This is a genomic window from Sinorhizobium sp. CCBAU 05631 (assembly GCF_002288505.1).
Taxonomy (GTDB): Bacteria; Pseudomonadota; Alphaproteobacteria; order Rhizobiales; family Rhizobiaceae; genus Sinorhizobium; species Sinorhizobium fredii_C.
In genome coordinates this window covers 1,293,676-1,320,000 of record NZ_CP023063.1, presented here as the reverse complement: position 1 = coordinate 1,320,000, position 26,325 = coordinate 1,293,676, and the positions used below count along the sequence as shown (strand labels likewise).

Here is a 26,325-nt window from a genome sequence, read left to right as displayed (position 1 = left end):
GGTCGGTGCACTGATATCCGGAACCTCCTCGCCCGTCGTCGGTTCCTCCTTCCCCAGAAGGAGAAACAACATGGCCAAAGACGAACTGAGCGCCGGCTTCACCGGGACGCCGACCGAACCGCCTACCGGCGTCCGAAAGGTAGCGAAGACAGCCACCGACGCAGTGAGCCGCGAAGCAAACGCTGTGGTGGTCGGCGCCGCGGATCACCCATACACAGCAACCGGCCTGGCGCTCACGGTCGGCGCCCTCGCCTTCGCAATCGGGTTTGTTGTGGGTCGATCGTCAGTCGACAGCGGGCGGAGGTACTGGCGTTAGATTGGGAGTGAGGGACTTGCTGCTCTCGCAAAAGTCGCACCTGCCACTGTCGCGCTACGAGGCTGGCGAGGAACTCAAAGAGCGAACAGTGGATGATACTCGCATGAAGCAGGCGTGGCGAAGGCGTCGGCGGTCCGACTCCGCAAAAAGGGATAATCAGCACATGAAATCCGCCCTTCTGTGCATCAGCATGCTATAAAGAGGCTGATGACCCAAAACGATCAGCAGTACGAGTTTTCTGAATTCTCCGGCAAGTTCCTCGATGATGATGTGACCGTTATTCTGCGCATTTACCGGCCCGCCGGCACAAATCTCGACTGGATGCTCGAGGTGCTCGACGAGGAAGGAAACACGACCGTCTGGAATGACCCCTTCGATACTGATCGAGAGGCGTTCGAAGAGTTCCTGGCCACCGTTCAGCGAGATGGCATCCGCAGCTTCCTGGACGAGCCAGTTCAGAATCTCCATTAGCGGCCTGACCGGCGCATTTCGCGCCAATAGCTTCTATTTGGCGGGCTACCAATTCGCACCCACAGAGCAGACAGCGAAGACCGCTAAAGACATTGACCGCGACCAGCACAGGCCGGCTCAGCGCCAACCAACCAAGGTCCTGTGCTATATGACAGATCATTCGGACTGCACCACGCCCGACGTGATTCAAAATGCTGGCGAGCACACGATGAGACGCGCCGAGCCAGGAGCGCTGATTGGCTTGGATTTCCGTGGTGTGCGCGAATGGGTGGTCACCGATGAAGGGCGCGCTGAGATCATGCGAAAAGACAAATGGCGGAACTGGAGATCCTAATGGCCAAAATGGCCCAAACATGACTGCTCCTATGCTCGGCTCGATCGAGTTCCGGTTGATCCATTATGCGACCTTTCTAGTCAGAACGTGACCTTCCTCGCGCTCGAGCCGCACAGGGCTCGTGAAGTGCGGCTTCCTTCGACCCGTAGGTGCCCCTCGCCGATACGGTGCGAAGTTCGACTTCCGCCATTTCCGCCCACCGCAGCGAGCCGGGTAAGCGGCTTATCCCAAGTATCTATTTGGTGAGCAGCGGGACGCCTGCTCCGCCTCCGTTTCAGCGAGCGTCGGCCGTCGTGCTGGGTGCTCTCCCATGGGCAAGATGAGCAAGCGGCTCTCGAGTTAGCGACGTTGGGTAAGACGAAGAAGGTAGCCTATCGCGAAGGCAGTAGCAGCGAGCAGCAGAACAGTGCCAAATGCGCTGCGCTGCTCTGGAACCCGGCGCTCTGCCGCGTTCCGGACCTCCGGTGTATCGACGACTTCGGTAAGAGGGCGATCGAAACCGAACGCGACTTGTTCATGCCAGCGACCGGCGGAGTCCTGGAATTCGATATTCTCCGTCGAACCGGGAAGCTCATGTTGACGCGCTGCAATTTCGGCGGCGGCAAGTGCATCGGCGTGGGTAGGAAAGGTTTCAGAGAAGACGTCGTCAACTTTGTACGCCCAAGCCCCGTCGTGCTCCACTATCTCATACTGCACCTTTGGCATAGCGCTGCTCCGTTAGTTGAAGCAAAACATCCGACATTGATCTTAGTTCCGAGCAAGTCGATGCGGCGGAGTGCCACCTCTGCGGTGATTTGAATACGGGCGTTAAGCCTCCATTAGAATCACGGCATGTAAGCTGCATATATCGCAGCGCGCCGCGGGCATGATGCCTCCTGCGTCTTCGGCAAACGCCGAGGAATTCATAGCGTAATCCCCCGCAGGTACCATCCATGCACAGGAAAACAGTCTCCGAGAGTCGACGCACCAGCTATTGGTGCTCTTCGTCGCCGCCGTTTTCATCCTAGTCGCAGCCGCATTCGTCGGATTGGTTGCGGGCTCGGCGCCCGGGGGCACGATTACCGCCTTGTGTCAAAAACTATAAGAAGCTCTGGGCTCGGAGAACAACGCTCGCGAAAAGGGCCGCCGTCGGGCCCCACCCCCAGACGCCGTCGTCAGTGGCGGCCTGTCATTCGGTGAGATGCGGGTCACCCAACTCCTGACCGAGAAAAAGGGAGGGCGACTGCCCTCCCAATATCCTATGCGACCTCAGTGGAAAATCGCTGAAACAGTGGTTTCAGCCGGGGATGCCGCACTGCCCGCGGCGGATGGACCTCGATGGCCCGGCCGGACCTCGCCTCGCGCCGTAACCATTCGCTGATGGTCTCTGCGCTGGTGTGATCCATGTAATGAAGGTCCTCACCGACGATCCTCACCTTACGGCCTTCGGGCAACTGCTCGAGCGTGTTGAGCAGTTTAGGCACGTCCCTGCAGGTGGCGGCGCCGCCGAGTTGGACATGGATTTCCTCGTCTATCTCGGCATGCCTGATCGCAAGCTTTCGGCGAAGGTACGGTACGATCTCGACGATCGACAGCGCCAGGCCAAGCGCGACACCGACCAGCAGGTCCTGCAGGACGACCATTGCGACGGTCACCGCCCAGATGCCGACCGGGACCAATCCATGGTGCTCGAAAAGGTGGCGGACATGGCGCAGGCTGATCAACCGCCATCCGGTGACGAGCAAAACCGCGGCAAGCGCCGACAAGGGGACCAAGGTCAACAAAGCCGGCGCCAGCGCCACCAGACCCAATATCCAGATCCCGTGGAAGATGGTGGAGGCCCGCGTGCGTGCGCCGGCCTGTATGTTCGCGGAGGAACGGACGATAACGCCGGTGATTGGCAATCCGCCGAGGAGGCCGCAGAGCCCGTTGCCGACGCCCTGGGCGAACAGCTCCTTGTTGAATTTGGTACGCACCCCGTCATGCATCCGGTCGACGGCCGCAGCCGAGAGAAGGGTTTCGGCACTGGCGATAACGGCGATCATCACCGCCATGAGCATGATCCCGGGCTCAAGCATTCGGGCAAAGCTATCCACACTCGGCAGTGTTATGCTTTCGACGAGTGAGGCGGGCACCTCCACTCGTGCGATCGGCAATTCCAATGCGGCGGCGAGAACCGTCGCCGACGCGACCCCGACCAGCGCTCCCGGAACCAGCGCAAGGGATTTCGGCCGGCACTTCTCCCAGCACACCATTGCAAGGAGAGATATGAGGCCAACCTTCAACGCGGTTGCCTCGCTTGTCAGGCCAGTCCCCCAAAGACGGGCGAGACTGTCCTCGATCGCCGCGACGTTCTCCATCCCGCCGGCAGCGGGCTTGGCATCCATCAGCACATGAATTTGCCCCAAGATGATCAGAATACCGATACCGGCGAGCATGCCATGAACCACGGCCGGCGAGATCGCCCGGAACCAGGAGCCGACCCGCAGGAATCCCGCGGCGATCTGCAGGAATCCGACGACGAGCAGGACGGGAGCGAGCATGGCGACGCCGTAGTCCTCTACGAAGCCGAAGACGATGACGGCAAGTCCGGCGGCAGGTCCGGAGACCTGCAGCGGCGAGCCCGACAGGAAGCCGACGACGATGCCGCCGATGATCCCGGAGATCAGGCCCATGGAAGCCGGCACGCCGGAGGCGATTGCGATCCCGAGGCACAGCGGAATGGCCACGAGAAAAACGACCAGCGACGAGGCGAGGTCGCGCGAAAAGGACGAGCTATTGGCTGTCATGGCGCTACTCCGCGGCAAGTGTTGCTGCGATTTGCGGCATGACATGCGGGCGATCGCGGCCGGTGAACGCGACCGGCAGCGGCTCCCCGTCCTGCGGCACCGTGAAGGTCGCTGTCGCCCCGTCATAGACCTGGACTTCGCCGGTCTCGATGTCGAAGAACCAGCCATGAAGGGTGATCTCGCTGGTGGCGAGTTTTGCGGCCACGGAAGGATGCGTCTTCAGGTGATCGAGCTGAACGACGACGTTTTCCATCGCCACGGCGCGCACGCGGTCAGTTTCGGAAAGGTCGTCAGGATAGGCCCGGCAGACGATCGAATAGGCGGCGTGACTGTGGCGCAGCCAGGCCGCGACATTGGGCATCGGCTGGAGCAACTCCGGATGGCACAGGCCCTTCATCGCCCCGCAGTCCGAATGGCCGCACACGACGACATCACTTACGCCAAGCGCCAGAATGGCATATTCGATTGCCGAGGAGACCCCGCCGTTGAGGGTCGAGAACGGCGGAACAATATTGCCGGCATTGCGGCAGACGAAGAGATCTCCGGGACCTGCTTGCGTGATGGTCTCGGGCATCACCCGGCTATCGGCACAGGATATCATCAAAGCTTGTGGTTGCTGGCCTTCCCTCGCCAGCTTGCGGTAAAGCGCCGATTGGTTGGGAAACACCGCGCCGCGAAAATTGGAGATACCTTTGAGGAGATCACCCATGTTCGGATCCTCTTTCTGGCCGGACGTCGGACTGGGAGGAATGTCTCTCGTCCGGCGGGTTGCAGAAGCGATCTGTTCGCAGGTGCGAAAAGAACAGCAAAAAGGGTGCAGTGCAACCAGCCGCTGCTAGATCACGATCAACAACACGTGAGGCGTGCGCATGCGTCCCCGCCGACTGGGGAGTTCCAAGTGCTTGCTTCTGTCCGCAGTCGGAGCTGGGCCGCTGCTCTATGGGGTCTGCTGAGGACCGGTTGGACAATCTTTAGAGGCACAGTTACCTCGTGCTGCTGATCGCATAGCGGCCCAACCCATCCATCGTCCCGGCGAAGGGACCTTGCTCCGGAGGGCGGATGGCTGTGCCCGTCCGAGAGCCTGTCTTGTCGTCTCCGCTCAAGGTCTATAGCGGAGACTCTTCCGTTCAAGCTGCGTTCATGCAGCGCTATAAACCATTGAGAGACAAGACGTGGAGGTCGTCTAACAAAGCTGGCAGGCCCTCCAACTATGCCCGGGAGCCGGAGTAAAATCAAATACCGGTTGCGAGGATGATACCTGCCTCCCTCGGAGTTGAAAAAGTGAAACGCGTCCTTTTGAAGATTGCTGCGGCCGGTATGCTCTTGCTGGCTCCGGCGATCGCTCAGGCGGCAGAAGGCTTCGCGACGGCCAACGTCAACATGCGCGCCGGGCCAAGCACAGCATACCCGGCGATCACTGTCATTCCGGCCGGCGAATCCATCGAAATCTACGGTTGTCTTGCCGACGTGCCATGGTGCGACGTGGAGTTCTACGACGGCCGTGGCTGGGTGCACGGCCGATATATCCAGGCGCTTTATGAACAGCGCCGCGTTTATGTCGGGCCTCAATATTATGGGCGGCTCGGTATTCCCGTCGTGGTCTTCAGCTTCGGCAGCTATTGGGATCGTCATTACCGCGACCGTGACTTTTACCGCGACCGCGATCGCTGGCGCCGCGGACCGGACTTCTATCGCGGCCCGGATCGCCGTGCGCAACCATCGCCCAGCCGCAGACCTGAATTCGAGCCAAGGCCAGCTCCGCCCGCGGAATTCGACGAGAGATTGCAGCGGAGGCCCGATTTGAGCCCTCCCCCCGAAAGACGGCGGGACCTCGACGATCGCCCGGAGCGCCTTCCGGATTTCGATCGCGCCCCCAACCGCAGGCCTGATGTCGACAGGCGGCCGGACTTCGACCGTGATCTGCGCGGCGGCGATCGCAACCGTCGGAACTTCGAGCGTGGGGGCAATGATGGCGATCGCGTCATCCGCCGCGGCGACGACGATCGTGACCGCGGGGGTGGTGACAATGACCGCCGCAGACAGCAGCGACGTTTCTGCGAACCCGGCGAACCGGATTGCCCGGACTAACGTGGCCCCGTGCGGCAGAGATGCTGTCGCACCGACGGCCGGGCTTCGCGAACCCGGAATCGCTTCCGTCGCCTCAAAGCCCAAGCGAGTAAAACCCGGCGATCCGGTCAGCCTGAAAGACGCTGGACTCTGGTTGATCGGGCGCGCGTGATGCCGCATTCCACAGCGGCTTCGACGGGGTGATCAGGTCGGAATGATCGGCCGTTCCAGAAGTTCTACAACAGCGGCTTGGATACTTAGGCACAAACCTTCGTATTCGGCAATTAGTTCCTCGCGACGAGGAGTCTCCTTCTGGAGACGTTTGAGCATCTCAGCCGCTACAGCGTATTCCTCGTAGAGGTCGTCCAACTCGCGGGCTCTTAGTGTGACGCAAGCGATCTCGATGATGAGGAGGGCCAGCGCTAGGCGAGCCCTTGCCGTTTCGAACCAGTGACACTCTTTCAATCCGTGACACGGCCCTCGGCGAGGCGCTGCCCTCTGCTTTGCGGGGCCATACTCAAGCCTTTTGTTTTGCTTCGATCGCCAGTTGGATCGACTGGCTGGGGGTACACCGCGGCATCGCGGCCGTCCAAGTAGCGAGCCTGCGATGAGCGGATAGGCGGCAAATCGCCGCCACTGAGAGGAGTAAAATGCGTATCGGAGAGCTGGTGGAGGCACTTGGCTCCGGGAGCACTGAAGTCCAGCCGGTGTGACCTGCCACGGGTAATTTCCTCCAGTTTGGATTAGAGTCCGGCCTATTGAAGGACGGACGCATGAAGAAGCAGAGATTTACGGAAGAGCAGATTATTGCGGTACTGAAGGAGCAGGAGGCTGGCGCGAAGGTGGCGGACCTCTGCCGCAAGCATGGGATTTCGGATGCGACATTTTACAATTGGAAAGCCAAATACGGGGGCATGGAGGTTTCCGAGGCGAAGCGCCTGAAGGCGCTCGAAGAGGAGAACGCCAAGCTGAAGAAGCTGCTCGCCGAGCAGATGCTGGATGCCGCCGCACTCCGCGAGCTTCTTGCAAAAAAATGGTAAGGCCCGCCGCCAAGCGTGAAGCCGTCGCGCATCTGAAGGCCGTCATGGGCCTCTCGGAGCGGCGGGCCTGCCAGATCATCTCCGCTGACCGGAAGATGGTGCGCTATCGGTCACGCCGACCGTCAGAGGCCGAACTGCGGAAGAAGCTTCGCGACCTCGCCAACGAGCGACGGCGTTTCGGCTACCGGCGACTGTTCGTCCTGCTCAGGCGGGAGGGAGAGCCGTCCGGCGTCAACCGCATCTATCGGCTGTATCGCGAGGAAGGGCTTACGGTTCGCAAGCGGAAAGCCAGGCGGCGTGCCGTCGGCACGCGTGCGCCGATACTGGTCGAAGCGAAGGCCAATGCCCGCTGGTCGCTGGATTTCGTCCATGATCAGTTCGCCTGCGGAAGAAGATTTCGCGTGCTCAACATCGTCGATGACGTGACGCGCGAATGCCTGGCAGCGATCCCCGACACCTCGATCTCCGGCCGTCGTGTTGCTCGCGAATTGACGGCGCTCCTCGAGCGGCGCGGCAAGCCCGGCATGATTGTCTCCGACCATGGCACGGAATTCACGTCGAACGCGATCCTCGCCTGGTCAAAGGAGCACAAGGTCGAGTGGCATTACATCGCACCGGGAAAGCCGATGCAGAACGGCTATATCGAGTCCTTCAACGGGCGGATGCGCGACGAGCTGCTGAACGAAAGCCTGTTTTTCGGTCTCGATCATGCCCGCAGCGCCATCGCCGAATGGGCAGACGATTATAACCATTCCCGGCCGCACTCATCGCTCGGATATCAGACCCCGGCAAGCTATGCCGGAACCATCGCCGCAACCGGCTCCAACGCTGCGCAAGATGAAGGCTACGCGCTTCCGCCGGTTGCTCCCACCGCGCCAAGTGGCGTAATGAAAACCGCCGAGGCTCTAATCGCCGCTGGATGAAAGTTCAGTGGCAGGTCAGGTGCTGTCCCCCGCGAAGTTATACCAGATCGGCGCTTGGCTGCCGAAGCCGGCGGGCTCGATCGGCGCCGCCGTTCTCTGAACCCGGCCGGCCGCTAGGGCGGGTCGACGAACATCACCAGCGGAATCTCTTGGGTAGTGTGTGCCGGAGTACCGACTGCCGCGATGCCGCAGAAGTGCCCGAAGACCAAACGTGACATTCGCGGAAACAAACGGGTTCTACACGGTGAAGGACGTGTGCCGATTATTGGCCGTATCTCGGACTACGCTGTGGAGAATGCGAAAGGATGGCTCGTTTCCGGAGCCAATTCCGATGTACGGCCGAATGATCCGCTGGCCCAAGCCTCAGGTAGACGAGTGGATCCGGCGGCATTCGGTCTAGAGGGAGGCTTGATCTGCCAAACCGATGCTTGCCGACTACGCTTGGACTTCGCTCCATCTTTGACAAAAGCCTGGATTCAATCAAGCCCAGGCGGCTGCGATTGCGACCTCTATACGACCTCGCCCCCGCGTTCTTCCCGGCGTACATCAGCTAAGTAATTGAATTTTTTGGCGACCCCTGCAGTTGTGCGAGGATCGGGCAAAATCAATCACTTAGAAGAAGGTGGGACTAAAAACCGTCCCTTTGATTCCATTGCCGAATTGAGAATCTTAGGTCTTACCCTAGTAGAAGCAGCGCTGCGACAAATACGCGAGGTGGAAGTGGATGGATATCATCGCGCCTGAGTAGGCGAACTAGTCGAAGGTTAGCCATTGACGGCAACGTTTCCTGACTTGGCCGCCTCTCGAATAGCTTTCGTCAGCTCATATACGGTGGTCCAAGGAGCTTGACGCTCGGCGCCCTCTTGCACTCGCCGTTCGTTCATCTTCACGGCTCGACCTTCAGCGGTTTCGATGGCAGCCATAAACCTTTGACAATCAGGCTTCTTACCTTGGCGAACGGAATAGTCAGCACATATCGTTTCCAAATGCTTCTGCACCGCATGTCGATCAATTGGCCTGTCAAAATCCTCTATATGCAGAATTAGCCACAACTCAAAACATGGATTACTAAAGGCGACGCCGATCGAATTCTTTGACAGGTTGTCAATCGTTTCCTTCACCGCATCATGTTCATCGCGATCAAAAACAACCCATGTCTGGTCCCTCTCTTCGAATGAACTGAGGGCACGCCGACGTCCTTCTTTCGGAACTCTAACGCCTTCGTAGCGATGGTTTTGGGAACGCCTGCAGCCTTCACCACCGTTAGGCTAACAAGTGCCCCCTTAATCGACTTGTCGAATGCATCAAAATACTCGGGTTCAGTGTTCTTTCCTTCGGAAAATATCGTGAACTTGACGGGCGGAGAAATAGACGCCGGTCGGCGTCGCAAAGATTTGGAACTCATTTGGAGGTAATTTTTCCATAACGAATCTGGCTCTGTACACTTCCGCTGAAGGGAAGTGCTTTAAATCGCCCTTCAAGGTATCCCTTCTCGAAATCATCAGTATGTCGCAAACGAACGTCCGTTAATGGGGATATGTTTGAATCGCCATAAAGACCTTTCTCACATAGCCAAATCTGATCGCGTCTAATAGATTCCGACGCCAATATATTTGTGTCATGAATTGTGGCAAGCATCTGAGCACCAGCGGTGTTATATTCTTTGCTTGAGAACAGAGCAAATATCAATTCGCAGGCCTGCGTGTGCAAACTTGCATCAAGCTCGTCAACAATTATTAACCCCCCACTATCGAGTGCCTCAAATACCTTCGATAGAATGACGAGCATGCGTCGAGTCCCCGCGCTCTCTCGATCGAGACTTAAATAAACGACAGATCCGTCTACAGCTCTATGTCCAAGCTCGATAGAAACATCTTTGTCCCGATCTAAACCTGAAAAATCCGGGCCAGTGTCACTCGAAGGGAAGTGCTTCTGGAAAAAACCAATCAAATTTCTACCTAGTTCCCGCGAGAACTCTGACGATTCTTGTTCAGTCCGACGATAACTCACCACACCTGTGCCAATATTATTAAGAAAATTGATGACACGTTCATCGATTTGTTCCAACTCAATTGAAACGAAGGCGCCCTCGACTGCAATTGACTGAATGATCACTATGTCGGCAAAAAATTTGTAGATTGGGGTGAGATCGTTGTGATCATTTTGCGCAGCCGCTGAGAGGAAGAGGCTATTCTTCCGTGTAAGGTCAGCTATTACCGCGTTCCGGCCACGCAGCTTCCTTCCGAAGGCGAACTGCTGTCGCTCTCGCGTGAAAAGTGTTTGCGCCCTGCCGTTTGGATAACTAACTAGCCATTCCCGCTCAATACTTTCGTCGGTGTAGGCAAAACCATAGTTGTATCTGACACCCCCGACTAAGAAATCAGCATCGAATGTAGTCGGCGCCTCTAAATGAGAAGCCTCAAATGCGAACGGCATTTGAAGCAAGGGGCTACCTGGCCTGCCTCCGAACTGCGAGGTGACCACCAAGTTTTTCATAACACTCAACGCGCCTATTACGTTCGATTTGCCAGATGCATTCGGCCCGTAGATAAGCGCCGCAGGGACAACCAAGATTCCGCTTATCGGCGTTTCAATCAGGCCCTCTGAAAAATCCTTCAGCTTGGCCGCGACCATTGAGATTTCCATCTTGTCACGGAATGACAGATGGTTTTCTGCCGAAAATCTGAGGAGCATATTACCGTCCAATCGGGTTACGTTAATGCAGTTTATAAGGCCCTTTTGTAAAAAATCGACAAAAATCGCGCTGAAGTGACATTTTTCTTGACAGCGGACTTCAGGGTTGACTTTCCCAAGGTCGTGTTCTCCAGCGAGCGAAACATTTGTCGCGGAAGTCGACGGCACTTTGAAAGCTCATTTGTTGGTGAGAATGAATATCTCGCCGGCATCCGCCCGCTCCCGGATTCCTTTGAACGACGGATGCCGCAGCTTCCCATCCTGCGTCCAGGCGCGATACTCGGCATCGGCGACGAGCACCGGCTCGACGAAGACGGCGTTCTTTCGTTTCAGGTTTACCGCTGGCGAATCCGTCCGGATTGCCTCGAGCAGCTCGCGGAGCTTGACAGACTCCGCGTACGTCCAGCCGGTTCCGCAGCCGCCGACATAGACGAGCTCACCTCTCCTCCTTGCCGCAAGCAACAGCCGCCCGATTGCGCCAGGCACAGTCGACGGCTCGAAGCCAACGATAACGAAGCTGTCGCGGCGCTTGCATGTGATCTTCTGCCACCAATCGCCGCGGCCGCTGCGGTAAGGCTTTTCCCGATGCTTGGCGATGATGCCTTCGAGGCCGTGCGCGCAGGCAACGCGATAGAATTCCTCCCCATCCGCTTCGACCTCTTCCGATAATCGGATAGCACCTGTGCGGCCGGCGACGATTGGATCGAGCAGCCATCGGCGTTCGCGAAACGGCAGCCGGCGTAGATCCCAACCGTCGACATAGAGAAGGTCGAAGGCAAAGAAGAGGATTTCGCTGGGATCATGCAGGCTCGTCTCTTGCCGAGGGCACGCTGAAGCAGGCCGAAATCCGACCGGCCCTGATCGTTAAGAACCACCGCCTCACCGTCGAGGATCAAGGTTTCGTAACCAAGCTGGCGTGCCTCGGCCGCGATCGAAGCAAAGCGGAGCGTCCAGTCGTAGCCGCCGCGTGTTATTATACGTACCCTCTCCGGCTGGACGTGGACGGCCAACCGATAGCCGTCCCATTTCACCTCAAAGGCCCAGTCCGGCCCTTTTGGTGGCTTGTCGACTAGCATCGCCAGACACGGATCAACCCGATCCGGCATCGGGTCCGGAGATGAGGTGCCGCGCGGTGTTTTCGATGATGCTCTGGCCATGCGCCCATTAACGCACAGCCTGGTCAAACCGTCGCATTGACTGTTCGGATGAGGAGAACATATTCAGAACACGAACCGGCGGAGCGGCGCGCCATCCATGACATGCGGGAAAAGACAACCTCAACCGAGGAAGATTCCGCATGCCAGCACCCGATTACGATATTGAACGTGCGATCTTCATTCGCTTCGCTATGGTCGGCCGTCCGGTCCTGAATGGGCTAGCGGCCAAGGGTCAGCGGCGGCGGCGTGATCCACAGAGCTCCACCCTCTTTGCCTGCGACATCGTAACGGCCTTGAGGGCACAGATCGGCTTTCGGCGCCATGGGGAGGCTGTTGACGATGCGATCGTGCAGGAATTCCTGCGCGCCGCCATATGGGAGATACCGGTCGGGGATTGCGCCGTGCTAGTCGGTATCGACGCCACGCCAAGGGACGCGGCGAAGCGGGAGATCTCGAAGCGGTTGGCCGAGCGGCTCAAAGCCGAATTCGAGATTGTTTACGACCCGGCTTTCTATCACGGCCGCAGCGGAACAGGGCCGCTCGGGCCGAGGAGATAATTTCAAGGTCGGCTGCGGGGAATCGGAACAATGACGCCCCCGCTGGATTATCTTGGTGCCGCATAATTGTCTCAGCGGCACAGGTCCCCCCACCTGTTAATGAGTGCCCGTCCTGTCCCCCGGTGCGGGCACTCGCACTATATGGCTTGCCATCGCCGTCACAGCGAGTACTTCGGAAAGCCAAATTGACAGGATGAGGCCTCTCAGGTCGATGATCGCGTGTGATACTCTGGCGGAGGCACCCATGGAAGACGATCGGAACACGACCACCACCGAGTATCAGGGCAACGACATCAGCGTGCACTCGACTGACCCGCTCATTGGAACGCTTGAGCTTATGTCAGACGGGGATGAAATCATCCTGCTCGAGCTCGATCGAGAGAGCGCAGAGAGTCTCGTGTCGGCACTAGTCCAGTTTCTTGATAGGGGCGAAGGCGACGATGCGCCGACTATCATAACGTCGACGCTTCAGTGATCCCCCGCGTACATCACCACCCGCTGATCGCATCCATGGAACAAATTCAGAGATTTAGAATTAGATGACTGTCGCCTCCTCCGGCGATACCTGATGAATGGCCAAGAGACAGAAGCAGCGTTCGCGATCCGGGCGGACGCTGCTTTCTTAGTGGTCCCAGGCAATATGGTTACTCGCGCCCCGTCACCGTAAGCGTTGTTCTGACTCCACCTTGATCGGCGCGGATGGGAAAGACGATCCAATCTGACCGTCCGGCTTAGGAATGGTTTCGTATTTTGACCCTAGAGCTTGTAGACTGGAACCGAAAGGCGAGGTTCGGCGCTTGCGAAGGCATCGGTTGCGAACTGCTTTGGTCGACCGGTCACAAGATCGAGCGGCTGTATCGGCCGTTGGCAAGGCCGCAATCGGCAACGCTTGGAACACTCGCAAACGTGCCCTACTATCATGCCGTGGGGCTTTTCGAAGTTGAGCGTTAGGCCCTCGGCGCCGAGAAGGTCAAGCGGACATGAAGCTCGTCCTCATCGCTCTCGCTGTCGCCCATAACTGGTATTCCGGCCACCATGATCCGGTCACCGGCTACGAATGCTGCGACAACAAGGACTGCCGGGTCATCAGCCCGCGCTATGTCGAGCCGCTGCCGGGCGGCAACTTCAACATCCGCACCGGGTCCAAGACAAGATACTTCATTCCCAAGAACCGGGTTTTAGAGAGCGAAGACAGCCAGTATCACATCTGCACGTCCGCCCCGCATATGACGATCCGCTGCTTCTTCGCGCCACACACTGAGGCAAAAGCGATGGGCAGCGTTGCGGGCTCATGAGTTGATGGCAATGTACGGCTGGACCCGACTCGCGATGGCCGAAGTCTATACGAAGGAAGCCGATAAGAAGCGCCTCGCGAAGGCCGCTTCGGAACGCCTTGCGAACAGAATGTAGGTCGCACCTATAACCCTGCCCGGTCGCACCTTAAATAGAATCAATTGGTTAGATAGTAGTTTGGCGACCCCTGCAGGACTCGAACCTGCGACAACCTGCTTAGAAGGCAGGTGCTCTATCCAGCTGAGCTAAGGGGCCGTCAGGCCGGTTCGCCCGGGCCTTCAATGGGTCCAGGGCTGCATCCGGTTGAAACGGAAATTGTCCGAATAGGACACATTCTTGCGCGTCGCGTCCTTCGGCGCGATGACGCGGTATTCGATGCCGTTGCGTTCGGCATAGGCGATCGCTTGCTCGGCGGTCTCGAAGGTCAGCCGCAACTGCTGCCGCATGTCACCGGAGCTCGTGTAGCCCATGATCGGGTCGATGGTGCGCGGTTTTTCCTGATCGAACTCCAAGACCCACAGATGCGTCTTGGCCTTGCCGGACTGCATGGCTGTCTTCGCGGGACGATAGATCTTCGCGGACATTGCTTTCAAACGGCTCCCGTCTTTCATCTCGACGCCGGCCCATCATCCGGATGCGCGACGTCGCTGTCGTCTTTCGGCTTTGAGCGCGGTTTCTTCCGGATCGCTGGCAAGCCGAAATCCTGCCTGCGAGCAGTTTTGCCCCATGCTCCGTCTTCCCTTAGCGCAGAATGATTTAAAACGGAATGACTTGCGTCAGGAAATTACAGCTTTTTCAAGCGCCTGCCGCCCTTGCCGCGATGGCCGGGCGCCACGATTTCCTGCCCTCACCGGCGGCGGCGTCGTCGACTGCCCGCTGGCCTCTAGCGGATTGAAAAATCAAGGGCTTAAATGGTCGGAGTGGAGAGATTCGAACTCCCGACCCTCTGGTCCCAAACCAGATGCGCTACCAGACTGCGCTACACTCCGAGCCGACGAAGGCGGAGATACACGCTTCGCCTCCCACCTGCAACAGCAAATTTGGAAGCGGCGGCAGTGCGGATCTCCTGCATGGCGCGCCCCAAAATGCGCAGCGGTTTTGGAATAACGACAGTACCCGCGAAGGCGACGCGCTTAGCGCGCGGCGGCCGGGATGCGTGCGCCCGTGATCCGGTCGCCGGGCCTTATTCCGAGGCGTTTCACCGTTCCGGCGTTGAGCTCCAGCACGAAGGCGACCGGTTCTTGCGAATCGATGATCGCTTCGGACAGCGGGACGGCGTTCTCATGAATGGTTGCTACGGTGCCGTCCGCGCCGATGAAGAGCATGTCGAGCGGCAGATAGGTATTCCGCATCCACATCATCACCCGCCGCGTCTCGCCGAAATCGAACAGCATGCCGTGGTCCGGCGCCAGCTGGCGGCGGTGCATTAGGCCCTGTTCGCGCTGCTCCGGGTCGATCGCCAGTTCGACGGTCAGGTCATGGGCCCTCCCGCCAGTGGTGAGAAGCCGGATTCTGTCCTTCTCGAAGGTGAGATCCGCGGCGTGCGACGCGACGAACAGCGACAACAAAAAAAGCGCCGCAATGGCGCTTCTCGCAAGAAAGTCGCGAAGCATGCGCATCAATGCGACCGATTGCTCGGCGTGGGACCGTCCGGATGGATCTCCGCAGCCATCAGGCCCTTCTCGCCGTCACCGAAGCGGCACAGCACCACCTGGCCGGGGCGCAGTTCCGTCAATCCGAACCGGCGCAGCGTTTCCATATGCACGAAGATATCCTCGGTGCCCTCGCCGCGCGTCAGGAAGCCGAAACCCTTGGTGCGGTTGAACCACTTCACCAGAACCCGTTCGAGCCCGCTCGTCGGCGTGACCTGGACATGGGTGCGCACCGGCGGAAGCTGCGAAGGGTGAACCGCGGTCGACTGATCCATGGAGAGAATACGGAAGGCCTGGTAACCGCGCTCGCGCTTTTGCACGAGCGCCACGACCCGAGCGCCCTCGAGCACCGTCTGGTAGCCGTCGCGCCTTAGGCAGGTAACGTGCAGCAAAACATCCTGCATGCCGTTGTCGGGAACGATGAAGCCGAAACCCTTGGCGACGTCGAACCACTTGATGACGCCGGTGATCTCGATGAGATCAAGAGCGTCATTGCCAAGGTCGTCATTCTCGATGACGCCTTTTGAAGATGTTCTGTCCGCCATTCTCCCAGCCCCTCGTTACGCGCAACTCTCGATACGGTTAACTGATTCTTATGGACCAGAATAACATCGTCCCGCTGCGCATGCGCAAGTCCCTCGACATAAATTGGCCGAGGTCATTTATGGGGCCGCAGGCTTGCCTCTGGCTTGCTGTCCCTTAAGTATACGCCATCTTCTGCAAAACAGGGACAATCCAATGCGCTATCTGCACACGATGGTTCGTGTAAGGGACCTCGACAAGGCTCTCCATTTCTACTGCACATTATTCGGACTCCAGGAAATTCGCCGATATGAGAACGAGAAAGGCCGCTTCACCCTCGTCTTCCTCGCCGCACCCGGCGACCTCGACCGCGCCAAGGCAGAGGCGTCGCCCTGCCTGGAGCTAACCTACAACTGGGACACCGAAGACTATACCGGCGGACGCAACTTTGGTCACCTCGCCTATGAGGTCGATGACATCTACGCCTTTTGCAAGCACCTGATGGACAATGGCGTGACGATCAACCGACCGCCCCGCGACGGTCACATGGCCTTCGTCCGCTCGCCCGACGGTATTTCGATCGAGATTCTGCAGAAGGGAGAACACCTCTCCGCTGAGGAGCCCTGGGCCTCCATGGCCAACACCGGCACCTGGTAAGCCTCGCACAATCCCGAGCGCCCAAGGTCGGCACAGGACCGAATGCGAAGATCAAAAGAGTCGACTGACGATCAAAGCCCGGCCAACGCGCCGGGCTTTCGCATGTGATCGTGGGCGGAAGGTTAGCGCCAGTTTACAAATTGCGCGGTATCCACTAATTTCCGCGTCATAGTTGAAACGAGGTTATGCCCGCAATCATTTGCGGCACCCTTACTTGGCCTGACCTTCCCGTGGCGGGATCGCTTCTCGCCGCGAGAGAAAAGTTATCTGTTCCGGGCAAGTTCTCGGAACCGAGACTTGCGCATGATCGCGGGCAACCGGAGACGTGCACGGAGAGCGGGGATAAGACGTTGCAACAGCTGAATTCGAAACGCACGCTCCTGTCGATCGGGCGCGCCGCGGCGTTTTCCGTGTCAATCCTGACGCTCGCCGGCTGCGTCTCGGCGGTTGCCGAGAGCGAGGGCGCAAATCCGGTCGAATCGCTGCAGGCTGCAACTCCAGCGGGCGCGGCGACGCCGAACGTGGAAGACGGGGTTTCAGATGGCCAGGCCGCCACATCCGGTGCCGGCGCTCAAGAGCAATCAGACGATCCGGCCGCCCAGGCGGATGCAGCCCTGCAGCCAGGCCTGACGATGCAAAGCACCGGCCTCAATGCCACCGCGTCGAGCATTTACGGGCAACCGCCCGTCACCGCGACCGTGCCTGCAAGCGCCACCGAACCGTCCGGATCGTCAGCCGGCGCCGCAGCCCAACCAGGCGTGAACGCCACGAGCAACAGCCTTTTCAGCGGCGCTCAGCCGGCGACGCCGCCTGTCTTGCCGGACCAGGAAGGCGCGAGCAACGCAGTTCCGGCCAAGGCGCAGACATTCGCAGAAAGCACTGCCGGCGCGGCAGATCTTCGTGCCGCGATCCCCTTGCCCACGAGTGCGCAGGCGGCGCGTGGCGGGCAAGCATCCGCCCCCCTGCAGACGGTTGAAGTCGCATCCGCCGGACAGGTGACGCCGCCCGTGGCGGCCGCCACTCAGCCCACCTCCCCCGAGGAAGACGGGAAGGACCAGCAGCGCACGGGCAAGAGCTGGACGCTCGCAAGTCTCTTTGCCGCCAAACGCAAGCCGAAGCTGCGGATGGCCGCTGAGGGCAACGCCGGCGGCGCCGAGAAGCGGACGATCACTGCCGCGAACGCGGCTGAACCTCAGGTCGCATCGCTCGCCTATACCGCGCTTCCCGGCGTCAAGCTCAATCCGCTGTTCAACAGGGACCATGCCGACCATGCGGGTGAAGAGGACGACGCGCCGATCGAGGTTGCCAATCTCTCCGGTCTCGCCCGTCTGGCGCCAAGCGGCCTCATCCTGCAGACGGAGAGCGTCGAAACCGGCTGCTTCAAGCCGGCGCTTCTCCAGATGCTGAAGAGCGTCGAGCGGCATTACGGTCAAAAGGTGATGGTCACGTCGGGGCTTCGGCCAATCAAGGTCAACCGGAAACGCCAATCGCTTCACACGCGTTGCGAAGCGGCTGACATACAGGTCAAAGGCGTCAGCAAGTGGGATCTCGCCGAATATCTCAGAAGCCTGCCCGGCCGCGGCGGCGTCGGCACCTATTGCCACACCGAATCCGTGCATATCGACATCGGCCGGCAGCGCGATTGGAATTGGCGCTGCCGCCGTCGTAACGGCTGAGGAATGGCTGCGACCGCGATGTAAATTTTCTGAGAAAAAGTGAGATTTGCCGCTTGCGGGAATCCGAAGTGCTCTCTATAAGCCACTTCGTCTTGGGCGCCCATCGTCTAGCGGTCTAGGACGCCGCCCTTTCACGGCGGAAACACGGGTTCGATTCCCGTTGGGCGTGCCATTCTTCTTCTCCAATACTTGCGGATACTTTGACATTTTCATTTATCACGCATCTGTGTTTGTGTGTGACAATCCTCTGCACCGATGCTTTTCAATCTCGGCAGAAAATAAAAATATTGTTTCAGACGACTTGCAGGAATCCCAAGCGCCTTTTATAAGCCGCCCTGTCTTGGGCGCCCATCGTCTAGCGGTCTAGGACGCCGCCCTTTCACGGCGGAAACACGGGTTCGAGTCCCGTTGGGCGTGCCATTTTCTAAATATTTCAGTTTAGATGCAGAAACTCCCGCAGCCTCTCCTCAAAGAGCGGGGAAGCTATCGGCCACTGCGCCGCCTCTGAACCTACGCCGACGGCAGGCGAGCCGCAGACGCACGTCGCCTCGGCTTTCTTTCGCCTATCCCTGTTTGACGACAGCGACGCTGACCTCTCCGTCCGACGCCACCGTGCAGGCGATGGTCGCCGAGCGCGGCTCGATGGCGCCCTCGCGCTCGTAGTCGATCTTGACGTCGAGCGTGGCTATCCGCTCGCCGGCAGCGCCTGCGCGCACAGGCTCGGTCAGACTTGTGTCGATGGCAGCCGGATTGTACGGCGCGGCCCACTGGGCGATTGCCTCGTTGCAGCGGTCGACGGTCGGCTGATCGGCCGGCGAAACGCCGTGGCTGACCGGCGACACCGGTTCTGGCAGCAAGTCGGCCGCGAAGGCTGGACCGGCGAGAAAAAGCACGGCGGCGCCGAGCATTCTGATCATGTGCATGGCTGTGGTCCTTTTCCTGGTACGTCGACCAGGCATTCTAGCCTGTCTGGCTGTCAAAACCGCAGTACGCCTTTTGATGGTGGAGGGAGGCCCAACGCCATTCACGGCCTCGACTCGCAATGCGCAGCTAAGCACGACGGCGCCCACCTGGCTCCGCTACGCTTAGGTCACGGCAACGACCAAGCCGTTCGAGTCGAGATGGCATCTGACGCGCGCCTGACGGACCTCGACGAGGCCCCCTGCTGCATATTCAATCCGCACAGTAATTGGAGCCATGAGCGCGCCGTCGCGTTGGCGGACGAGAGGGCCGGCGCTGGCCGCGCGTATACGCACGGCGCCAAGCGGCAGCGCAGCCGAGGTGATCGCCTGGAGGCAGGCACGAACCACGCCGCCCGCCCCATCCGAAATCGCTCCCGTTATCATTGGGTCCGTCACGGGATTGTCAAAAATACCTTGCTCGTATTCGCCGCGCTCGTCGAGCCGAATCTTTACGGGCCAAAGGGCAGAAGGCAGTCCGACGGATGGCGACGCGCCCGTCGCGGGAGCAATGCCAGCAATCGCTCGTGCACGGACACTGTTTGGCGTGCTGCTCTTCTTTGGAGTTCCAGCGCCTACGACCGGACCAGCCAAAGCACCGCTCGAAGCAGGAGGCGCTCCCTTGCCTTTCGGCACCGCGGCTCGTCTGCCGGCACCCGTCAGTTTGCCGCCACTCTTATGGCCGACATTGCCGCTGGTCCCACTGTTTTTCCCAGCCTTTACGCCGGCCGAGGCTCCGGCCTTCGTTCCGCCTCCGGCACTCGTCCCTGGCGAGCCGCCACTCCCGCCACTCGCCACACCACTTCCCACCGATGTCCCTTGATTGCTTGCAGCGCGACTGCTTTTTCCCGCTTTTGCGCCGGCCGACGCTCCGGCGTTTGTCCCGCCAGCAGTGCTGGTTTTTGACGAACCGCCACCCGTGCCACCCGGGGCGGCGATGACCCCGACACTGCGGAATTTTCCAACCTCGCCAAACTCAAGAGCCGGCGCCAGCGCCAGCGCAAAGGCAACAAGGAATGTGGCAGACGTATGAGTGCGCATCGCCAACGTCCTCATCTTCGCATATCAATCCTCGCTCCTTACCAAAGGCCGGGCACCAGACGTCTGGGGAGGAGCGCATCGGGCAGCGCCTCCGGCATAGGCTGGATCACCACCTCGCGGCGCGAACTACGGTTCTTGCGGGCGCCATTTTCCATCGGCTCCGCCGCACGCTCGCGGCCGGTGCCCCGATCGCGCGCTTCCTCCGACCCACGCCGTTGTGCCGCCAAGATCCGGTTCAATTGCTTCTTTGTCGCGTCGCGTTCCTCGCGGACGGAGTCGAGCTCGCGAGCGAGCGACCGTGCCTTCTTGCGCTCCAATGCGAGCTGGTTGGCAGCCCGACTTGCCGCGGTCTCCGCCACTTGGCGCGCCAGCACGATGGCCGCCTTCTCCGCCGCTGCCGAGTTGGCGTCCAATTCCGGGGCAGCGGACGATTGGCTGGCTTTGGTGAGTTCGCGCTCATCCTCCTCCGCCCGCTGTTTCGCTGCGAGTATTGCGGCGTCGCGATCCTGGCGAACAGCCTCGAGCTCCCGAGCGAGCGCACGTGCCTTCTCACGTTCCGATGCGAGCTCTTCGCTAATCCGCCTCGTCGCAGCCTCGGCAACCTGGCGGGCCTGCACGGCGGCCGCCCTTTCTGCCGCTGCAAGACTGGCGCCAGCCTCCTCGCTCGCGGCCGACTGACTGGCCTGCGCAAGATCGCGCTCATTCTCCGTCGCCCGCTGTTTCGCTGCGAGTATCGCGACGTCGCGTTCCTGGCGAAGGCTGTCGAGCTGCCGAGCGAGCGCACGTGCCCTCTCATGTTCCGATGCGAGCTCTTCGCTAATCCGCCTCGTCGCAGCCTCGGCAATCTGGCGGGCCTGCACGGCGGCAGCCCTTTCTGCCGCTGCAAGACTGGCGCCAGCCTCCTCGCTCGCGGCTGACTGACGGGCCTGCGCTAGATCGCGCTCATTCTCCGTCGCCCGCTGTTTCGCTGCAAGTATCGCGGCGTCGCGTTCCCGGCGAAGGCTGTCGAGCTGCCGAGCGAGTGACCGTGCCTTCTCACGTTCCAATGCAAGCTCTTCGCCAGTCTGCCTTGCCGCATTTTCGGCAATCTGGCGGGCCCGCACGGCGGCAGCCTTCTCCGCCGCTACCAACCTGACGCCAGCCTCCTGGGTCGCAGCCGACTGGCGGGCCTGCGCAAGATCGCGCTCACCCTCCTCCGCCCGCTGTTTCGCTGCGAGTGTTGCGGCGTCGAGTTCCTGGCGAAGGCCGTCGAGCTCCCGAGCGAGCGACCGTGCCTTCTCGCGTTGCAACGTCAGCTCTTCAACCGCCCGCCTTGCCGCGTCTTCAGCGACCTGGCGGGCCTGCACGGCGGCAGCCTTCTCCGCCGCTGCCAAACTGACGCCAGCTTCCTGGGCCGCGGCGGACTGACGGGCCTGCGCAAGATCGCGCTCATTCTCCTTCGCCCGCTGTTTCGCTGCGAGTATCGCGGCGTCGCGTTCCTGGCGAACAGCGTCGAGCTCCCGAGCGAGCGACCGTGCCTTCTCACGTTCCGATGCGAGCTCTTCACCCGCCCGCCTCGCCGCAGCCTCGGCATTCTGGCGGGCCTGCACGGCGGCAGCCTTCTCTGCGGCTGCCAAACTGCCGCCAGCCTCCGGGACGGCGGCCGACGGACGGGCCTGCGTAAGATCGCGCTCGTAGGCTTCCTGTTTTCGCTGCGCCTCAGCGAGTGCCCGTCTCGCATCAACCAGCAACGCTTCCGCTGCGTCCCGCGCCCTGAGTGCGGCCGCCTTTGACCGCATTGCTCCAGCGGCCTTGGCCTCCAACTCTTCGGCGACTTCAAGCATCATCGTCAGATCACGCTCGAGTGTGTCGGCTCTCTGGCGCTGCTTCTCGGCGACACGGCGCATCGCCTCGAGGTCCCTTTTCGCCGCCGCCAAAGCGCGGCGGAGAATTTCCTCCAGCTTGCCACCAGCCAGTTGCGTGCCGTTTTTGGGCGTATCGACTGCCTCCTCCTCCGCGAGGAGTATTTTCTCCGGTGCGGCGTTCCTTGCGCGTTCACCCGCGGTCAACGGGGGTATCTGGTTGATCGGCGCATCCGCAGGGCCAGACGCACGCAGTTCGACCATGTCCTGGGCAGGTCCATCGGCCGTTGCTGATTGCGCTCCTGTGGGAAATCCAAGGAGTAGAACGAGACAGAAAGGTTTGAAGCTGAGCGTTGCCATAGCTGTGTCCCCGCCGGGCGACTTGCCATGATACTGCCTTGCTTCGCTCCTCGCCAGTGAAGAGTGTCCCATGCCCCCGGGCGAGCCTTCACGAGATGGCGAACAGGGGCAGCCGCTCACCAAGAAAGCTCCTCAAAGCAAGGCGAGCGGCAATATCGTTCGCGCGCTCTTCCTCCTCTTCCCCATTTCGTCCTTTTCATAGTATGTTGCTGACGCTTCGTCTCAGGCGCCCATCGTCTAGCGGTCAGGACGCCGCCCTCTCACGGCGGTAACACGGGTTCGAGTCCCGTTGGGCGTACCAACTATTCTTTTCATTGAAGAGTTTTCGCGACATCCGTGGGGCTTGCGCTATAGGTCGAAAGCTTGAGACGGCCCAGCCCAATTGAATGTTCAATTTTCAGAAGAAAAATCGAACTTTGCGGCTCCTGCTCACTTGCGAGAATCCGGCGCGCTCTCTATAAGCCGCCTTGTCTTACGGCACCGCGCGTCTTTCGCAGGCACAAGGTCGCTGCAGCAGGCGCCCATCGTCTAGCGGTCTAGGACGCCGCCCTTTCACGGCGGAAACACGGGTTCGAGTCCCGTTGGGCGTGCCATTACGATCCTCAGAAATCTCCTTAAACAAATTGCACAACCGGTTGGTCGGGCTTGGCAATCCTATCGAGGATGAACGTTATCAGCTTGCCTTAGCCGCGTCCGTCACACGCAGTTGCACGCGCCGCGTTCCCTGCCAGAGATCCGACGAAACGCAACCAGCGACGTGCACTGTCGAGCCCCGATTGCCGAGCAGGAAATCGCCGAGCGGCGTTTCCGTTGCCCGGAAGGCGATCCCGTCGATGCGGCTGCCGTCGTGGCCCTCGAGCGTGACCTTGACGTGGTTGGCGCCGACTTGGCGGCTGTCGCGCAGACGGTGCTGGGGAAAGGCGAAGACCGGTTGCGGATGGGCCGAGCCGTAAGGGCCCGCCTGGTCGAGAAGTTCGACGAGGTCGAGCGTCGCTCCGGCCGCTGCCAGTGCGCCGTCGACCTTGAGGGTCTCAACCGCGACCAGTTCCCGCACCGGGTTCTCGGCGCGTTCCTCGAAAAACTGGCGCAATCGCCCGAGATTGGCGCGCTCGACCGTCAGGCCGGCGGCCATGGCATGTCCACCCCCTTTGACGAGGAGGCCATTGTCGACGGCCGCACGAACGAGCCTGCCCATGTCGAATCCGGTGATCGATCGGCCGGAACCCGTTCCGCGGCCGCTCGGGTCGAAGGCGATGGCAAAGGCCGGGCGGCGGAACTTCTCCTTGATGCGCGCCGCTATCAGGCCGACGATGCCAGGGTGCCAGTTTTCCCGGGCGGTGACGATCACCGAGGCCCCCTCGCCCGTTCCGTATTCCGCCAGCACTTCGGCCTCGGCCTCTGCAAGCATTGCCGCCTCCATCGCCTGCCGCTCGCGGTTGAGCTCGTCGAGCCGGCTGGCGATCACTTCGGCCGCCGCCGCGTCGTCCAGCGTCAAGAGCCGGCTGCCGAGGGCCGCATCGCCGATCCGCCCGCCCGCATTGATGCGGGGCCCGATGAGGAAGCCCAGATGATAAGGCGTCACTGGGCCACCGATCGCAGCCTTGCGCAGAAGGGCTGCCAGGCCGCTATTGACCATATGCCGCGCCGCGATCAATCCCTTGACGACATAGGCGCGGTTCAGCCCCTTGAGCGGAACCACGTCGCAGACCGTGGCGAGCGCAACGAGGTCGAGGAGTGACAGCAGATCAAAGCTGCCGGCACGCGCATTCCCCTCAAGCCGCAGCACCCGCAACGTATTGACGAGCACCAGATAGACCACGCCGGCGGCACAGAGATGCCCCTGCCCGGACAAATCGTCCTCGCGATTCGGATTGACGAGCGCGTGGCACGGCGGCAGCACCGCGCCTACCTGGTGATGATCGATAACGACCACGTCGATGCCGCGTTCGGCAGCGACGGCGAGCGAATCATGGCTTGTAGAACCGCAGTCGACAGCAACGATCAGACCGGCCCCGTTACCGATCAGTTGCTCGATCGCCTGCGGGTTCGGCCCGTATCCCTCGAAGATGCGATCGGGAATATAGATTTCGGCCGGAACGTCGAAATGGCGCAGGAACCGCAGCATCAGTGCGGAGGATGCCGCACCGTCGACATCGTAATCGCCGAAGATCGCGACCTTCTCGCCCCGGCGGATGGCGCCGGCGAGCCGCTCCGCGGCCTTGCGGCAATCGGTCAGTGCGTCCGGATCGGGCATCAGCGCGCGCAGCGTCGGATCGAGAAATTGTGCCGCATCATCCAAGCCGACGCCACGGCCGGCCAGCACCCGTGCGATGAGCTCCGAATAGCCGTGCACCTGGCTGATTGCCAGCGCCCGGTTCTGCCCGGCCTGATCGAGGCGCGAGACCCAGCGCTGACCGCTGATCGAGCGTTCGACGCCGAGAAATGCCCGCTCTATCGGATCCGCCAATTCGTCCATGCTGCCTGTCCGTCCGAAGTTCATTCGTTCTAACGAAGATTTCGAGGCGGAAAAACCGGCAGGCTGGGCGCTCCGGCCCGCAACAGGCATGCCGGAGCGGTTTCTCAACAGATTTAATGCAAGAGCGGGATCACCAGTCCTGGGGACGCTCGATGCGGATCACCTGGGGCTCCCCGACGAGATAGCCCTCGCCCTTGATCGAGACGATAGCTTTGCGCACGGAAGCTTCGTGCGTCGCATGCGTCACCAGGATGATCGTCTTCGGTTCCGCAGGATCCGCGTAGTGCTTTGAATGCTGCATGATCGATTCGAGCGAGATGTCGTTCTCCGCCATATGGCCGGCAATGTTGGCGAAGACGCCGGTGCGATCGACCACTTTCAGGCGGATGAAGTAGCCGCCCTCGTGGCTCTGCATCCGGGCGCGCTTGTAGGGCAGCAGCGCCGTGGTAGGTCTCCCGAAGGCCGGCACGTGTTGGGCGCCCGGGCGGCTCTTGGCGATGTCGGCAATGTCGCCAAGCACGGCCGAGGCCGTCGCGTTGCCGCCGGCGCCTGGGCCGACCATCAGCAGTTCGCCGAGAATGTCGGACTCGACTGCGACCGCGTTCGTCACCCCGTCGACCTGGGCGATGACGGAATCGTAGGGCACCATCGTCGGATGGACGCGCTGCTCGATACCGCTCTCGGTGCGCTGCGCCACGCCCAGCAGCTTGATGCGGTAGCCAAGGTCGGCGGCTGCCTGGATATCCTCGATCGAAATATTGGTGATGCCTTCCAGGTAGATGTCGTCGGCGGCGATTGCTGTGCCGAAGGCGAGGCTGGTCAGGATAGAGAGCTTATGGGCGGTGTCGTTGCCCTCGATGTCGAAGGATGGATCCGTCTCGGCGTAGCCAAGACGCTGCGCTTCCTTCAGGCAGGCGTCGAAAGTCAGCCCCTCCTTCTCCATCTTGGTCAGGATGTAGTTGCAGGTCCCGTTCATGATCCCGTAGACGCGCGAGACGGTATTACCGGTGAGCGATTCACGAAGCGCCTTGATGACCGGAATGCCGCCGGCGACCGCTGCCTCGTAGTTGAGCAGCGCGCCCTTTTCCTCGGCGATGCCGGCGAGTTCGATCCCATGTTTGGCAAGCAGCGCCTTGTTGGCGGTAACCACATGGATACCGCGCTCGAGCGCCGCCTTGACCGAGGAATAGGCCGGATCCCCGGCCCCGCCCATCAACTCGACGAAGACATCGATGTCCGCCTCGGAAGCGAGCGCCACGGCATTCTCGAACCAGGCGGTCTTCGAAAGATCAACGCCGCGGTCCTTCGTGCGATCCCTTGCCGCCACGGCGACAAGCTCGATCGGCCTTCCGCACGTCGTTGCCAGCATCTCGTGACGTTCCTGGAGAATCCGCACGAGCGAGGCACCGACCGTCCCCAAGCCCGCAATGCCGATTTTAAGGGCATCTGCCATAGCATGTTCCTAACATGTAGAAGGCGCCCCGCCGGGCTGGCGGGGCCGTTTTGCGCGAAAGCCGGCTT

23 protein-coding genes, 6 tRNA genes and 1 pseudogene are annotated in these 26,325 nt (G+C 60.6%); 14 read left to right on the top strand and 16 right to left on the bottom strand.

The genetic code is table 11. The annotated features are described in order from the left end of the window. The first annotated feature begins 70 nt into the window (after positions 1 to 70). The 3 genes from SS05631_RS06460 to SS05631_RS31320 all read left to right on the top strand — a co-directional run bounded on the left by SS05631_RS06460 (position 71) and on the right by SS05631_RS31320 (position 1,121). Positions 71 to 316, top strand: a complete 246-nt coding sequence (locus SS05631_RS06460; protein WP_037426829.1) for a hypothetical protein — start codon at positions 71 to 73, stop codon at positions 314 to 316. A gap of 207 nt (positions 317 to 523) precedes the next feature. Next, on the top strand, positions 524 to 787 hold the full coding sequence (locus tag SS05631_RS06450; protein WP_083854336.1) for a hypothetical protein: 264 nt from the start codon (positions 524 to 526) through the stop codon (positions 785 to 787). Then, positions 741 to 1,121, top strand: coding sequence for a hypothetical protein (locus SS05631_RS31320; protein WP_162109188.1), 381 nt, complete (start codon positions 741 to 743; stop codon positions 1,119 to 1,121). Before SS05631_RS06450 ends, SS05631_RS31320 begins: the two co-directional genes overlap by 47 nt. A 339-nt stretch (positions 1,122 to 1,460) precedes the next feature. Here SS05631_RS31320 and SS05631_RS06440 read toward each other — a convergent pair whose 3' ends face one another. The 3 genes from SS05631_RS06440 to SS05631_RS06430 form a co-directional block, all read right to left on the bottom strand. Beyond that, the gene (locus SS05631_RS06440) at positions 1,461 to 1,826 is read right to left on the bottom strand and encodes a DUF2188 domain-containing protein (protein ID WP_037426821.1); all 366 of its coding nucleotides are present in this window, start codon (positions 1,824 to 1,826) and stop codon (positions 1,461 to 1,463) included. A 533-nt stretch (positions 1,827 to 2,359) separates the two neighbouring features. After that, positions 2,360 to 3,889, bottom strand: coding sequence for a SulP family inorganic anion transporter (locus tag SS05631_RS06435; RefSeq protein ID WP_037426818.1), 1,530 nt, complete (start codon positions 3,887 to 3,889; stop codon positions 2,360 to 2,362). A 4-nt stretch (positions 3,890 to 3,893) separates the two neighbouring features. Continuing rightward, positions 3,894 to 4,598, bottom strand: a complete 705-nt coding sequence (locus tag SS05631_RS06430) for a carbonic anhydrase (protein WP_037426817.1) — start codon at positions 4,596 to 4,598, stop codon at positions 3,894 to 3,896. A gap of 572 nt (positions 4,599 to 5,170) precedes the next feature. On the opposite strand from SS05631_RS06430, the gene SS05631_RS06420 reads away from it, so the two are divergent. Further along, positions 5,171 to 5,977: an SH3 domain-containing protein gene (locus SS05631_RS06420; RefSeq protein WP_095677940.1), complete on the top strand. Its 807-nt coding sequence runs from the start codon at positions 5,171 to 5,173 to the stop codon at positions 5,975 to 5,977. A gap of 752 nt (positions 5,978 to 6,729) precedes the next feature. Next, positions 6,730 to 7,919, top strand: a protein-coding gene (locus SS05631_RS06410) for an IS3 family transposase (RefSeq protein WP_086022828.1) whose coding sequence is annotated in 2 segments (ribosomal slippage) — positions 6,730 to 6,982 and positions 6,982 to 7,919 — 1,191 coding nt in all. Because the reading frame shifts where the segments join, the coding sequence is not laid out codon by codon here. A gap of 764 nt (positions 7,920 to 8,683) precedes the next feature. On the opposite strand, the gene SS05631_RS06400 is transcribed toward SS05631_RS06410, so the two are convergent. From SS05631_RS06400 to SS05631_RS32475, 4 genes and pseudogenes are all read right to left on the bottom strand, one after another. Further along, a complete protein-coding gene (locus SS05631_RS06400) occupies positions 8,684 to 9,040 on the bottom strand; it encodes an RloB family protein (RefSeq protein ID WP_050988320.1) in 357 nt (118 codons plus the stop codon). A gap of 280 nt (positions 9,041 to 9,320) precedes the next feature. Continuing rightward, a complete protein-coding gene (locus SS05631_RS06390; RefSeq protein WP_037422802.1) occupies positions 9,321 to 10,553 on the bottom strand; it encodes an ATP-binding protein in 1,233 nt (410 codons plus the stop codon). A gap of 237 nt (positions 10,554 to 10,790) precedes the next feature. Next, positions 10,791 to 11,402 carry a hypothetical protein gene (locus SS05631_RS32480; protein WP_348628875.1) on the bottom strand — a complete coding sequence of 204 codons (612 nt, stop codon included), beginning with the start codon at positions 11,400 to 11,402 and terminating at the stop codon, positions 10,791 to 10,793. A gap of 92 nt (positions 11,403 to 11,494) precedes the next feature. Next, a pseudogene (locus SS05631_RS32475) lies at positions 11,495 to 11,689 on the bottom strand (ATP-dependent DNA ligase); the annotation flags it as partial. A 221-nt stretch (positions 11,690 to 11,910) separates the two neighbouring features. On the opposite strand from SS05631_RS32475, the gene SS05631_RS06370 reads away from it, so the two are divergent. From SS05631_RS06370 to SS05631_RS06360, 3 genes are all read left to right on the top strand, one after another. After that, positions 11,911 to 12,327 carry a hypothetical protein gene (locus tag SS05631_RS06370; protein ID WP_037422804.1) on the top strand — a complete coding sequence of 139 codons (417 nt, stop codon included), beginning with the start codon at positions 11,911 to 11,913 and terminating at the stop codon, positions 12,325 to 12,327. A gap of 244 nt (positions 12,328 to 12,571) precedes the next feature. Then, positions 12,572 to 12,802, top strand: a complete 231-nt coding sequence (locus tag SS05631_RS06365) for a hypothetical protein (RefSeq protein ID WP_037422902.1) — start codon at positions 12,572 to 12,574, stop codon at positions 12,800 to 12,802. A 505-nt stretch (positions 12,803 to 13,307) separates the two neighbouring features. Continuing rightward, a complete protein-coding gene (locus SS05631_RS06360) occupies positions 13,308 to 13,622 on the top strand; it encodes a hypothetical protein (RefSeq protein ID WP_037422807.1) in 315 nt (104 codons plus the stop codon). Positions 13,623 to 13,798: 176 nt separating this feature from the next. On the opposite strand, the gene SS05631_RS06355 is transcribed toward SS05631_RS06360, so the two are convergent. The 5 genes from SS05631_RS06355 to SS05631_RS06335 all read right to left on the bottom strand — a co-directional run bounded on the left by SS05631_RS06355 (position 13,799) and on the right by SS05631_RS06335 (position 15,817). After that, positions 13,799 to 13,875: transfer RNA gene (locus SS05631_RS06355), tRNA-Arg, on the bottom strand. A gap of 23 nt (positions 13,876 to 13,898) precedes the next feature. After that, positions 13,899 to 14,204, bottom strand: a complete 306-nt coding sequence (locus tag SS05631_RS06350; protein WP_037422809.1) for an ETC complex I subunit — start codon at positions 14,202 to 14,204, stop codon at positions 13,899 to 13,901. 328 nt (positions 14,205 to 14,532) lie between these two features. Continuing rightward, positions 14,533 to 14,609 (bottom strand) — tRNA-Pro (locus SS05631_RS06345). A 144-nt stretch (positions 14,610 to 14,753) separates the two neighbouring features. Further along, positions 14,754 to 15,239, bottom strand: coding sequence for a DUF192 domain-containing protein (locus SS05631_RS06340; RefSeq protein ID WP_037422812.1), 486 nt, complete (start codon positions 15,237 to 15,239; stop codon positions 14,754 to 14,756). After that, the gene (locus SS05631_RS06335) at positions 15,239 to 15,817 is read right to left on the bottom strand and encodes a cold-shock protein (RefSeq protein WP_037422815.1); all 579 of its coding nucleotides are present in this window, start codon (positions 15,815 to 15,817) and stop codon (positions 15,239 to 15,241) included. Before SS05631_RS06335 ends, SS05631_RS06340 begins: the two co-directional genes overlap by 1 nt. 193 nt (positions 15,818 to 16,010) lie before the next feature. Between SS05631_RS06335 and SS05631_RS06330 the strand changes: the two genes are divergently transcribed. The 4 genes from SS05631_RS06330 (at position 16,011) to SS05631_RS06315 (ending at position 18,547) form a co-directional block, all read left to right on the top strand. Continuing rightward, on the top strand, positions 16,011 to 16,451 hold the full coding sequence (locus SS05631_RS06330) for a VOC family protein (RefSeq protein ID WP_037422817.1): 441 nt from the start codon (positions 16,011 to 16,013) through the stop codon (positions 16,449 to 16,451). A 350-nt stretch (positions 16,452 to 16,801) separates the two neighbouring features. Beyond that, positions 16,802 to 18,127: a YcbK family protein gene (locus tag SS05631_RS06325; protein ID WP_037422820.1), complete on the top strand. Its 1,326-nt coding sequence runs from the start codon at positions 16,802 to 16,804 to the stop codon at positions 18,125 to 18,127. A 96-nt stretch (positions 18,128 to 18,223) separates the two neighbouring features. Beyond that, positions 18,224 to 18,299, top strand: a tRNA-Glu gene (locus SS05631_RS06320). Positions 18,300 to 18,471: 172 nt separating this feature from the next. Further along, positions 18,472 to 18,547, top strand: a tRNA-Glu gene (locus SS05631_RS06315). A 143-nt stretch (positions 18,548 to 18,690) separates the two neighbouring features. Here the strand turns inward: SS05631_RS06315 and SS05631_RS06310 are convergent. Then, positions 18,691 to 19,050, bottom strand: coding sequence for a hypothetical protein (locus SS05631_RS06310; RefSeq protein ID WP_037422823.1), 360 nt, complete (start codon positions 19,048 to 19,050; stop codon positions 18,691 to 18,693). Between the two features lie 1,115 nt (positions 19,051 to 20,165). Next, a complete protein-coding gene (locus tag SS05631_RS06300) occupies positions 20,166 to 22,232 on the bottom strand; it encodes a hypothetical protein (RefSeq protein WP_245369160.1) in 2,067 nt (688 codons plus the stop codon). A gap of 322 nt (positions 22,233 to 22,554) precedes the next feature. Here SS05631_RS06300 and SS05631_RS06295 point away from each other — a divergent pair. Next, a tRNA-Glu gene (locus SS05631_RS06295) sits at positions 22,555 to 22,629 on the top strand. A gap of 216 nt (positions 22,630 to 22,845) precedes the next feature. Then, positions 22,846 to 22,921 (top strand) — tRNA-Glu (locus tag SS05631_RS06290). 80 nt (positions 22,922 to 23,001) lie between these two features. Here SS05631_RS06290 and recJ read toward each other — a convergent pair. Further along, entirely contained in the window at positions 23,002 to 24,804 is a 1,803-nt protein-coding gene (gene recJ / locus SS05631_RS06285) for a single-stranded-DNA-specific exonuclease RecJ (protein WP_037422907.1), read from the bottom strand. Positions 24,805 to 24,934: 130 nt separating this feature from the next. Beyond that, positions 24,935 to 26,257, bottom strand: a complete 1,323-nt coding sequence (locus tag SS05631_RS06280; protein ID WP_037422828.1) for a homoserine dehydrogenase — start codon at positions 26,255 to 26,257, stop codon at positions 24,935 to 24,937. Between the last annotated feature and the right edge of the window lie 68 nt (positions 26,258 to 26,325).